9 protein-coding genes are annotated in these 11,847 nt (G+C 48.7%); all 9 read left to right on the top strand.

Annotation, left to right across the window (positions count from 1 at the left end):
• Positions 1-5: 5 nt before the first annotated feature.
• Positions 6-458, top strand: coding sequence for an NADH-quinone oxidoreductase subunit NuoI (gene nuoI, locus AZ66_RS00420; protein WP_044353140.1), 453 nt, complete (start codon positions 6-8; stop codon positions 456-458).
• Complete coding sequence (locus AZ66_RS00415) at positions 451-978, top strand: NADH-quinone oxidoreductase subunit J (protein ID WP_021258896.1); 528 nt, start codon at positions 451-453, stop codon at positions 976-978. Before nuoI ends, AZ66_RS00415 begins: the two co-directional genes overlap by 8 nt.
• A complete protein-coding gene (gene nuoK / locus AZ66_RS00410) occupies positions 975-1,286 on the top strand; it encodes an NADH-quinone oxidoreductase subunit NuoK (RefSeq protein WP_021257164.1) in 312 nt (103 codons plus the stop codon). The genes AZ66_RS00415 and nuoK overlap by 4 nt, the downstream gene beginning before the upstream one ends.
• A 20-nt stretch (positions 1,287-1,306) precedes the next feature.
• A complete protein-coding gene (nuoL, locus tag AZ66_RS00405; protein WP_021258895.1) occupies positions 1,307-3,205 on the top strand; it encodes an NADH-quinone oxidoreductase subunit L in 1,899 nt (632 codons plus the stop codon).
• Positions 3,206-4,816, top strand: coding sequence for a complex I subunit 4 family protein (locus tag AZ66_RS00400; RefSeq protein ID WP_044353139.1), 1,611 nt, complete (start codon positions 3,206-3,208; stop codon positions 4,814-4,816).
• Between the two features lie 4 nt (positions 4,817-4,820).
• Positions 4,821-6,374, top strand: coding sequence for an NADH-quinone oxidoreductase subunit N (locus AZ66_RS00395; RefSeq protein WP_021258893.1), 1,554 nt, complete (start codon positions 4,821-4,823; stop codon positions 6,372-6,374).
• A gap of 373 nt (positions 6,375-6,747) precedes the next feature.
• The gene (locus AZ66_RS00390) at positions 6,748-9,633 is read left to right on the top strand and encodes a S8 family serine peptidase (protein ID WP_044353138.1); all 2,886 of its coding nucleotides are present in this window, start codon (positions 6,748-6,750) and stop codon (positions 9,631-9,633) included.
• A gap of 12 nt (positions 9,634-9,645) precedes the next feature.
• Positions 9,646-9,906 (top strand): DUF1146 family protein, encoded by a 261-nt coding sequence (locus AZ66_RS00385; protein ID WP_021258891.1) that lies wholly within the window; start codon positions 9,646-9,648, stop codon positions 9,904-9,906.
• Between the two features lie 296 nt (positions 9,907-10,202).
• Positions 10,203-11,531 carry a UDP-N-acetylglucosamine 1-carboxyvinyltransferase gene (gene murA, locus AZ66_RS00380; RefSeq protein ID WP_197081629.1) on the top strand — a complete coding sequence of 443 codons (1,329 nt, stop codon included), beginning with the start codon at positions 10,203-10,205 and terminating at the stop codon, positions 11,529-11,531.
• Positions 11,532-11,847 lie beyond the last annotated feature (316 nt).

Here is an 11,847-nt window from a genome sequence, read left to right as displayed (position 1 = left end):
GATCCGTGAAAGGACTGTTGAAGGGTCTAGGCGTTACATTCAAGGCGATGACGTCGAAGAAGGTCACCTACAAATACCCAGATGTTCCGCTTGAAATGCCTGACCGTTTTCGCGGCATACAGCATTTCGATCCGGATAAGTGCATCGTATGCAATCAATGTGCCCGCATCTGTCCAACGGAATGCATTACGTTGACAGGCAAACCGAATCCAGATCCAGAGAAGAAGGGCAAAGTAATCGACACGTACGATATTAACTTTGAGATTTGCATTTTGTGCGATCTTTGTACGGAAGTATGTCCGACCGAAGCGATTGTCATGACCAACAATTTTGAACTGGCGACATACAGTCGCGATGACTTGTTCAAAAATTTGAACTGGCTGAACGACAATGATGTCAATGTTCGTCAAGAGAACAACTCCGCCATGCCGAAGGGGGGCGCGAAGAAAAGTGTTTAACTTCTCTTTGGATTGGACGGGGGAGACGATTGTCTTCTTCGTGTTGGCCATCTGCATTATTTCCGGCGCGGTATTGATGCTTAACTTTACGAAGGTTGTACATATGGTCGTCTCTGTTGCCTTCTCCTTCCTAGGGTTGGCAGGGATGTACGTGCTGTTGGATGCTGAATTTGTTGCTTTTGTGCAGGTACTTGTTTATACAGGCGCGATATCGATACTCATGATTTTCGGAATTATGATGACCAAGCACGATAAGCAGGATGAGGCATTCGTCAAGCCGTGGAAGGAAGCGTTAGCCGCAATAGGCTGTATTGCCCTGTTTGGAGTGCTATTCTTCTCTATTCGCAGCTCTGAGTTTCCTGTACATCAAGACGCTGCATTGGTTCAGGATAATACGCTGAATATCGGGAAGCAACTGTTCACAGAGCATGTCATTCCGTTCGAGCTGCTGTCTGTTCTGTTGACGGTGGCCTTTATCGGAGCAATTGTGCTGGCTAAGAAGGAGGCGGATGAAGGATGAGTACGATGCTTGCTTCCTTTTTAACACTTGCTGCTATATTGTTCTGTATTGGTTTATATGGTGTATTAACAAAGCGCAATGCAGTTATTGTGCTGCTGTCCATTGAGTTGATGCTCAATGCGGCGAACTTGAACTTGATTGCCTTTTCGAAATACGGGGTCGTACCGAGCCTGAAGGGGCAAATTTTCTCTCTCTTTACAATTGCGATTGCAGCTGCAGAAGCGGCAATTGGTGTCGCCATCCTTATCGCGTTGTACCGGAATCGCGGAACGGCCAACGTGGACGAATTTGACGACTTGAAGAGATAATCGGTAGGGAGGATACGACAATGGAATCCGTCTTTTCGCAATTCGCATGGGCTATCCCGGTCATTCCGCTGCTCGCGTTCCTCATACTGACGGCATTTGGCCGCCAGATGAAAGGCGCAGCCGTTCTGCTCGGTGTCATCAGCTCTCTTGCTGCGTTCATTCTGTCTGCGCTCCTCTTGTGGGAGCGGGTGTCCGGAACGATGGAGGACTATACCCGGAGCTTTGATTGGATTCGCTTCGGTGACATCCGTCTGGAGTTTGGATTCGATGTGACGAACTTGAACGCGCTAATGCTCGTCATTGTCACACTGGTCAGCTTACTAGTAAATGTGTATTCCAAAGGCTACATGCATGGTGATGAGCGGCAAACGGTGTTCTACGCCTATATTGCGCTCTTTACCAGCTCGATGCTTGGACTTGTGCTATCTCCAAACTTGCTCCAGCTCTATATCTTTTGGGAACTTGTTGGGGTATGCTCATTCCTCCTCGTTGGATTCTGGTATGAGCGTCCTGCAGCACGTGCTGCGGCTAAGAAGGCCTTCATCGTTACACGGATCGGAGACGTTGGTTTATTTATAGCACTACTGCTTCTGTTCTGGTACATGCCGGGTCATGCGCTTGACTTCGGATCGATCAGCAATGTGTTCAGCAATGCAGATGCACTGGCACAGAGCGGTATATCTGCCGGACTGACGACATGGATTGCATCTCTCATATTTGTAGGGGCGGTTGGCAAGTCGGGTCAATTCCCGCTGCATACCTGGCTCCCAGATGCCATGGAAGGGCCGACACCGATCTCAGCACTCATCCATGCGGCTACGATGGTTGCGGCAGGGGTATATCTCGTTGCACGCACGTTTGATATTTTCCACATGTCGCCTACGGCAATGACGATTGTCGCGAGTGTTGGAGGATTTACTGCGATCTTCGCAGCGACGATTGCAATCGCGCAGCGCGACTTGAAGCGCATCCTTGCATACTCAACGGTTAGTCAGCTCGGCTATATGATGATGGCGCTTGGTCTTGGGGCTGTAACCGCAGGGGTGTTCCACCTGTTTACGCACGCCTTCTTTAAGGCCCTTCTGTTCCTCGGAGCGGGAAGCGTCATTCATGCTGTACATACACAAGATATATTCAAAATGGGTGGCGTTGGCCGCAATATGAAGGTTACCGCTTGGACATTCGGTATTGGCGCGCTGGCACTGTCCGGTATTCCGCCCCTGTCCGGCTTTTGGTCTAAGGATGCGATCTTGACAGCGGCTTGGGATCAGAATAATTGGCTCTTATTTATTCTTGGTGCAGTTGCTGCATTCTTTACCGCTTTTTATATGGCACGTTTGTTCTTCCTCGTATTTACGGGGGAACCATCAGCAGACAGCGAGGCTTCCAAGTCGCATGAATCGCCATTGTCTATGACAGTTCCATTGATCGTGCTCAGTGTACTGGCTGTGGTTGCAGGATTCGTCAACACTCCGTTCGGGGGTAGCTTCGGCACCTGGCTCACAGGCGAAGAAGTAGGTGAGCATGCAAATGTCATGGTGATGATTGTATCGGCGCTTATCGGTGTATTGGGTATTGGACTTGGATATGTCATGTACGGACCTGGTCGCAAGCGTCAAGATACGCTCGAACATGCGGCGGCACCTGTCTATCGTCTGCTTGCCAACAAATATTATATTGATGAACTATATCAAATCGTATTTGTTCGTAGCCTTACCGGAATTGGGCAACTGCTGAAGGCAATCGATAAATGGGTAATAGATGGTCTGGTACGCTTGGTAGCATGGTTTACAGTCAGTGTTGGCCGAACATCGCTGCGTGTGCAGAACGGTCAACTGCAAACCTATGGCCTAGTATCCCTGTTTGGCTTTGTCGGATTGATTCTGCTCGTGCTGGCTCTTGGAAGGAGGTTCTGGTAGATGCTGAATATTCTTTCTTCGATGCCGCTGCTAACGTTGCTGATTTTCTCTCCACTTCTTGGAGTCATTGTGCTTCTGTGCATTCCGCAGGGGCGTACGCGTGCGATTCAGGTGACAGGCATTGTAACGACATTCGTGCCTCTTCTACTGGCGCTTATCATTTATGGCAATTACGATGCACTCGGGCAAGGCAAAACCATAGCAGAGCAATGGTCATGGATATCGATTCCGCTCAATTCAGAATTGATTGAAGGGCTAAGCTCATGGGCATTTACGATTCAATATCATTTGTCGATAGATTCCTTATCGCTGCCGCTCGTGGTAATGACCACGATCGTAACTTCGATGGCGGCGTTTGCTTCCTTGTATGTGAAGAAACGCTGGAAGTCGTATTTTATTCTTTTCCTGCTGCTTGAAGTTGGCATGCTAGGTGTCTTTATGGCGCGTGATTTGTTCTTATTTTTCATGTTTTTCGAATGGACGCTGGTACCAACTTATTTCCTGATTGGTATCTGGGGCTATATGCATCGCGAGAAGGCCGCAAACCAATTCCTGCTGTACAATGGACTCGGTTCTGCGCTTCTCTTAGTTGCCTTCATTGTACTTACGGTGACAGCAGGCTTTGCACCTAACCCGGATATGGCGGCGAATGGCCATTACGTATATACGGGCAATCTTGATGTCATTATGAAGAACATTAATGATGCGACTTCTTTTATATATCAAGAGCAGAGCGGCGTATATTTGTCTGACAGCATGCGGACGTTTGTCTTTTTCTTGCTCATTGTAGCTTTTGGTGTGAAGCTCCCGATCTTCCCATTCCACACATGGATGCTGCGCGTGCATGCAGAAGCTCCGGCACCTGTGGTGATGCTGCACTCAGGAATATTGCTGAAGATGGGTGCTTACGGTCTTATTCAGTTCGGAACAGCATTGCTTCCGAAGGAAACAGCATCTTGGGCTGTACTACTAGCGGTACTGGGTGTTATTAATGTGCTGTATGGGGCCATACTCGCCTTTGTGCAGACAGAATTTAGACTTATCCTAGCTTATTCTAGTATTAGTCATATGGGCTTCGTTCTGCTTGGTATCGCAGCGATGAATGACATTGGGCTTCAAGGTGCTGTTGTGCAGATGGTCTCGCATGGATTTATCTCTGCTTTGTTCTTCCTGCTGGTAGGCGCATTATTAGAGCGTACAGGAACAACAAAAATTGGCGAACTGGGTGGATTAGCGAAGGGCATGCCATTCTTGTGTGGCATCTTATTGCTGTCAGGCTTGGCGTCGCTAGGCTTGCCGGGCTTGTCTGGATTCGTAGCAGAGCTTCTGTCCCTGCTTGGTCTGTTCGGAACGATGAAATGGGCAGCCATACTTGCTGCACTTGGGATTATATTAAGCAGTGTCTATGTGCTTCGTGGGGTGCTGGCAATCTCTTATGGGCCAAGAGACGATCGTTTTGCAAGCTTGAAGGATGCCAGACTTGTCGAAGCTGTGCCGATTATGGTGCTGACGGCATGCATTATTTTAATCGGATTGTTCCCATCATTTGTTACGGCTCCGATTGATAATGGCGTCGAGCATGTCATCGAATTATTCAAGGTGAGGGGGTAGGCCCATGGAAGCGACTACAGTTAAATTGCTGCAATTGGGCGATCTCGCACTGCTGGCACCTGAGCTGACGCTTGTTATTGCAGCGATTGTGATCTCGCTCATTGATTTGGCGCTGCCCCGTCGTGTGAACCGGGATATTATCGGGGGGCTGTCCCTGCTGGGCGTTCTAATTTCGCTTGGCTTCGTGGTATGGAAGTTGTATCAACGAACATTACTTAACGAGGAAGCGGCTCGATCCATGCAGCTGCTCAATCAAAGCTATCGCGTTGATGATTTTGCCCTGCTGCTCAAAATTGTATTTCTTACCGGTACGGCGCTCATACTGCTAATGAGTATCGGCAATATAAGAGATAAGGAGATTCCGCATCGCGGCGAATATTATTACTTGCTGCTTCCAGCTGCGCTTGGCGCGATGATCATGGCTTCATCAGGGGATCTAATTACGCTCTATGTTGGTCTGGAATTGTTAAGCATTACTTCCTATATTCTCGTTGGGTTGAAGAAGAATGACCGGAAGTCATCAGAAGGTGCATTCAAATACGCGGTACTGGGAAGTGTAGCGTCTGCATTTATTTTATACGGGATGTCCTTCGTATACGGCATGACAGGAAGTACGCAGCTTGGTGCGATTGCAAGAGGGCTGGCGGATCAAGTTCATTCCTTCGAACCGCTTATCTATGTCAGCTTTCTGCTCATGCTGGTGGGCTTCGGGTTTAAGGTTGCAGCAGCACCATTCCATGCCTGGTCACCTGATGTATATGCGGGTGCGCCAACACCTGTCGCTGCTTTCTTGGCGGTCGTATCCAAAGGTGCGAGCTTGGCAATTCTGTTCCGCATATTCTATAGTCTCTATTTTGGTCTAGGTGCCAATAGGGATATGCTTATCTATCACGACTTTGCAACGATTCTTCTAGTGCTCGCAGCGGTGTCTATGGTGATCGGGACAACAATGGCGCTCAAGCAGTCGAATGTCAAGCGGCTTCTAGCCTTGTCTGGTATTGCGAATGCAGGTTACCTGCTTGTGCCGATTGGGCTCGATATGTTGGATGGATCGTGGCATTCATCGAACTTCTCGGAGTTCCTATTCTACTTGTTGGCCTATTTATTTACGACGATTGGTGCGTTTGCCGTCCATACGGTTATGGAGCGCGCTGCAGGCCATGATGAAATGAAGGGATATGCCGGCCTGTATTATCGTTCTCCATGGCTAGCTGTAGCGATGACCGTACTTGTGCTGTCACTTGCAGGGATCCCAGTTACAGCTGGATTTATGGGTAAGCTGTACATCATTTTTGGAGCAGCTGCCAGCCATGCGGTGTGGCTCTCTGTGCTCATGATGGTAACAGGCGTAATCTCTTTCTACTTCTACTTCGGCTTCATACGCCAGATGTATATGCGTGCTGGCAATGAGGATGAAGTTCGTATATCGATTACTCAACGAGCAGTCATCGCCTTATGCGTATTGATTGTACTGCTGCTCGGTGTGTTCCCTAACTTCGTCGTGAAGGTCATTCAGCATGTGTTCTCTATTGGAGTAGATTTGCTGATCCGCATGTAATCGGAACTCAGGTTAGTTGGAGCATGCAATGACATATAGGCTAGTGTGTGCTAGCGGAGAATCGAGGTCTCTCATGAGAGACTTCGATTCTTTTTTTGTAAATGTAGGACTCAGGACTCAAATTGATCAATACGAACAGGAAAGCATGTCTCCATGGCGAAACTTTATAACGTTTAACGTGTAAAGGTATATTGTGATTGAATGGATGGGAGAAACGTTGCTTGCTTGTCTTTACCATTCATAGACGTGAATAAAGAGCAAGGTAGAGGTCGGAAGAATTGGATTCGGTGACGAATTTGGTCATCTTCTCGTGAATCATGTTTTAACACCCTCTAGCATAGGCCTTCGGAACAAGAATAGGAAGGGATTCATTATGAAACGATTGCCTCGCGTCGTCGTGACTGGCACCATCATTGTACTATCAAGCATGCTGCTGATAGAAGCGTCAGGCATGCGCCAAGCGATCTCGCCGATATACGAGGTAAGGTTGGAGGAGGCGACGCAGCGAAGCTGGACGAATGAGCAGCTATCGCCATCTGCGAGTCTTGTCAGGAATGAGAACCATGAGGAGGAAGCAACCTCAACCTCATGGATTATTAAGTGGAAACAAGGGGCACAGGATGACACATTATTGCGTCGCAGTATAGTAGAATCAGAGCAGGAATCAGTAGGAATTATGGTTGTCCGACCTAAGGAAGAAGAGAAGTCGGGAGATTGGCTTCGCGATGCCAAGCGCTCGGACGATATCGAATACATCCAGCCGAATCATACGGTTCGCACGCTGCAATCGGTGATAAAGCCGAATGATACTTTATACGGGCAGCAGCACTATTTGCAGCAAATCGGAATTGAAGCGGCATGGACGAAGACAAGGAGCAATTTGTCTACTACAATTGCGCTGGTTGATACGGGGGTTGACTTTAACCATCCCGATTTGAAGCCGAATATCGTGAAGGGGGTTAACCTGCTAGATACAGGTATCCCACAAGATGATAACGGTCATGGTACTAGCGTTGCCGGCGTCATCGCAGCAGTAGGCAATAATAACAAAGGGACAACCGGAATTCTATGGTCAGCCAAGATCATGCCTATTAAGGCACTTGATGCTAGAGGCTATGGCGATGAGGATAAATTAGGTGCGGGCATTCTATACGCTGTTGATCACGGTGCCAAAATCGTTGTCATGTCGGTTGGACTATACCGATATTCAAAGTACATGGAAGAGATTGTGAATTACGCCGAGCAGAAGGGCGTTCTACTCATTGCAGCTACTGGAAATGATGGCAAACGCTACGGAGAAAAAATCGCGGTCAAATATCCAGCTGCTTATCCTACGGTGCTCGCCATCGGTGGAAACACAAGACAGCAGCGGGTAGAGCCGCGTTCGAATACGGGGCCAGAAGTGGATCTCGTTGCACCGTGGCATGTATTTACCACAGCATTAGGTGGTGGCTATGCTGCTGAGGAAGGCACCTCGATGGCAGCTCCCCAAGTAGCTGGAGTGGCGGCATTGCTGTGGAGCCAATATCCTGAACTGAAGCCATATCAAATTCGTCAGCATTTGCGGAAGACGGCGAAAGATATCGAAGCCCAAGGCTGGGACCAGCTTAGCGGATACGGGATGCTGCGTGCCGATCAAGCGCTCTTGAATCCGGTAGAGAAGGATCCATTTGGGACGAATACAACTCGTGATAAGGCAAGGATGTTCCCGATTGACACTTCCTTAGCAGCAGAATTGAACGGGAAGAAGAAGAATAACTGGTTCGTCGTAGATGCACCCTACGATGGAACACTAGAGTTGAACGTGCAGCGAATACAAGGAACCAGCAAAATTGGAATCACACATTTCTTAGCAGATAGTCGTTCGGGTACCGCGTATAGTCACCCTATTAGCAAGCCGCTCACCGTTCCAGTTAAAAAAGGGAAGAATGTGTTTCGATTCTATGCGGAAGAAGCTGGCGCAGCCATATCTTACAAACTGTCGTCACGCTTTCTCATTTATGAGGATCCGTTCGAACCGAATGACAAGCAGTTTCAAGCATATGCCCTGCCTGCACGGACGCAGGATATTGTAGGGACATTCAGTCATGCTTCCGACTTGGATTGGTATACGATTCAACTGCCGACCAAGGCGACACTTCGGTTGAAACTAGACACAGACACCGTGCGTATTGACCCAGCGATAGAGATTCGCGGTTCACAGATGGAAACGCGATGGGTGGATGAACAGAAGGAAGGCCAAGCTGAATCGGTAGTTCTGCCTGACTTGCCCGCGGGCAAGTATTATATATTGGTGCAGAATGCAGTAACAGCTCGTCCTGAAGCAGTGGCGGGAGAGTATAAGCTGCATATTGAATACCTGACTCAGTTCACGGATCCGAATGAGCCGAATGATAAAGTATACGAAGCGATCACAATGAGTGAAGGAACGGAATATAAAGGTGTCTTCCATGAGGATAATGATGTGGATTGGTTCCAATGGAAGGTGAAGGAGCAGGCGTATGGGCACTTTCGGATAGGCAATGTGCCTTCGAATCGTGTGGTGACGATGTCCGTTCTGTCGAGAGAGCAGAAGGTGCTTGCCTCAGCACGCAACCGGTTGGGTGAATCCGCTGTAGAATTGGGCACTGAGCTGGAGCCGGGCACGTACTACGTTCGACTCACGACAAGCGATAAGTTCGATACACAGTTCTATTCCTTATCTGTGCAGGCAGATCCACTTGTGGCTGGGTTCCGAGACATAGGGGAGCATTGGGCTAAGGATTCAATCGTCCGAGCAGTCAAGTCAGGCTGGATTAACGGTTATCCTGAAGCGGAATTTGGCCCGGATCGGCCGATCACTCGTGCAGAGGCTGCGTCCATTCTCGCCAATGCGTTTAAGTTGAATGCGAAGGGAAAGCAGACAACTTCATTCAAGGATGTCACTTCGAAGCATTGGGCGTATTCTGCGGTATCACGAGTTACCAATGCCGGTATTACGGGGGGGATTGGTGGCCAGCGCTTCGCGCCCAATCAGAAGGTGAAGCGTTCGGAGATGGCGGTAATGATCGGCAATGCACTTCATCTGAAGGCTGGAGCGATAAGCACGGGGCCGTTTGCGGATGTACCTGCTGTCCATTGGGCAGCTCCTATGCTGGCTGAGATGAAGCAGCAAGGGTACGTGCATGGTTATGAAGGCAATGCGTTCGAGCCGGATCGCGATGCGACTCGGGCCGAGTTCGCAGCGATGCTCCTCGTTGCCTTGGACAGGAAATCGTAAGGAGGAGTCTAAGTGGGCGGAAATGAAACATGGACACAGGTCACCTCGTCTGTAGGTTGGAGTGGTGCGATTCAAATGATCATTACACTGATGTGCATTGCACTCGCATGGTGGGCACTGCAAAATGTAAAGATCGATTTGTTCATTCGGCATCCGCAGAGCCCACAAGGCAAAATGGTTCATTTGATTTTAGCCATTTTGGTTGGCCGGGCAGTGGCACATTTTTTTGTCGATTATTGGAGTTGGACACAATCACTGCGTTTTTTGTTTTGAAACAATCAATAATGGTTAAGAGGAATTGGACGGCGGTACACCGACGGGGTTAATACCGTGATTTTCTCTTGATTAAACCCCGTCCGGCAAGGGTTCAAGCACTTGTCGAATAACATCGAATGAAGATGTCAACACTGGATGATAGCCCCAAGGAAAATGTGGAAGGGTCTGTCGAAAAATATCGCTTGTCCATAGCTGTAAAGCAGTGGTATGATGTAATTTGGAAATCAAAAGAACGTACCATTTTTTACAGATATACGGATAATGGGGCGAAATAAAGCGCGGAGGGAAACATGATGAGTAAATTTATCGTCCGCGGAGGCAACCGATTGACGGGTACTGTGCGTGTTAGTGGCGCGAAGAACTCTGTACTTCCGATCATCGCTGCTTCGTTACTGGGAGAAAAAGGCGTTAGCGTAATTTGCGATGCACCTCCACTTGACGATGTGAAAACGATACACAATGTACTAGAAAAATTAGGTGCAAGCCTTACATATGCCGACGAAACCATTCGTGTGAATGCGGAGAACCTTCATTCTTTTGAAGCCCCATATGAGTTGGTACGTAAGATGCGAGCATCATTCCTCGTCATGGGTCCATTGTTGGCTCGCGCAGGACAGGCGCGTATTTCTCTGCCTGGTGGATGTGCTATTGGGACTCGTCCGATCGATCAGCATTTGAAGGGCTTTGAAGCCATGGGTGCGGTTATCGGTCTGGGACAAGGATATATTGAAGCGAAAGTGGACGGCCGACTAAAGGGCGCCAAGATTTACTTGGATGTTGCGAGTGTCGGTGCGACGGAAAATATTATGATGGCCGCTACATTGGCCGAAGGTACAACAATGATTGAAAATGCAGCTCGTGAGCCGGAAATCGTTGACTTGGCGAACTATCTGAACAAGATGGGCGCAGTCGTTCGCGGTGCGGGAACAGGTGTTATCCGCATTGAAGGTGTGGATCACTTGCATGGTGCTGAGCATACGGTTATCCCTGACCGCGTCGAAGCAGGAACTTATATGGTTGCTGCAGCGATGACAGGCGGAGATGTGTATGTGGAAGGTGCGATTGCAGATCATCTTGGTCCTGTTATTGCGAAGATGGAAGAGATGGGCATTACGATTGATCCGGATGAGAATGGTATCCGCGTCCGTGCGGAACAGCCGTTGAAGGCTGTCGACGTAAAGACGCTTCCATACCCTGGATTCCCGACAGACATGCAGTCGCAAATGATGGCATTGCTGCTTGCAGCAGAAGGCACATCTGTAGTGACCGAAACGGTATTCGAAAACCGCTTCATGCATGTGGATGAATTCAACCTGATGAATGCTAACATCAAGGTTGAAGGCCGTACTTCTGTCGTAACAGGCCCGGCTAAGCTAAGAGGCGCTAAGGTAACGGCAACTGACTTGCGTGCTGGAGCTGCGTTAATCTGTGCAGGGCTGATTGCGGAAGGAACAACAGAAGTCGGAGGCGTTCATCATATTGATCGTGGTTATGTGCACTTAGCAGAGAAGCTGTCTTCGCTCGGAGCAGATATCTACCGCGTTAAGATGAATGAAGAGCCACAAGGCGTGAAAGAAGAGAAGGAAGAAGGGACTTTTCGAGCACAGCCAACTTGGGCGTAAGCCTATCGTGAGCTAAGGCTGGAGAAGGAGCTTCCACCCGGATCATATAGACAATTGCATCGATAGAAAAGGTGTACCGGCTAGATATAAAGCCGCCTCGTGAAGAGGCGGCTTTTTTGCGTGTATATGATTTTGGGTGCAGATGTTTTGAGTATGTGCCGTTTTGCATGTAGATGTCCTGAAACGTATACGATTTTTCGAATGTATTCGCATGTGTAGATGACGAGTTGCTAGTAGTTATCCGTATCGAACATTGAACCTAGAAACCTTCTACACGTAATCAGGAAAGGGATACGAGGTTATGTGGTTCTGTCTT

Source organism: Paenibacillus sp. E194 (assembly GCF_000935845.1).
In the GTDB taxonomy this organism is placed as follows: Bacteria; Bacillota; Bacilli; order Paenibacillales; family Paenibacillaceae; genus Paenibacillus_B; species Paenibacillus_B alvei_B.
This window is presented reverse-complemented; position numbering and strand designations above follow the sequence as displayed.

Coding starts and splice junctions, on each gene's coding strand:
- nuoK (WP_021257164.1), top strand. CDS start 975: ATGAGTACGATGCTTGCTTCCTTTTTAACACTTGCTGCTATATTGTTC.
- nuoL (WP_021258895.1), top strand. CDS start 1,307: ATGGAATCCGTCTTTTCGCAATTCGCATGGGCTATCCCGGTCATTCCG.
- AZ66_RS00400 (WP_044353139.1), top strand. CDS start 3,206: ATGCTGAATATTCTTTCTTCGATGCCGCTGCTAACGTTGCTGATTTTC.
- AZ66_RS00395 (WP_021258893.1), top strand. CDS start 4,821: ATGGAAGCGACTACAGTTAAATTGCTGCAATTGGGCGATCTCGCACTG.
- AZ66_RS00390 (WP_044353138.1), top strand. CDS start 6,748: ATGAAACGATTGCCTCGCGTCGTCGTGACTGGCACCATCATTGTACTA.
- murA (WP_197081629.1), top strand. CDS start 10,203: ATGAGTAAATTTATCGTCCGCGGAGGCAACCGATTGACGGGTACTGTG.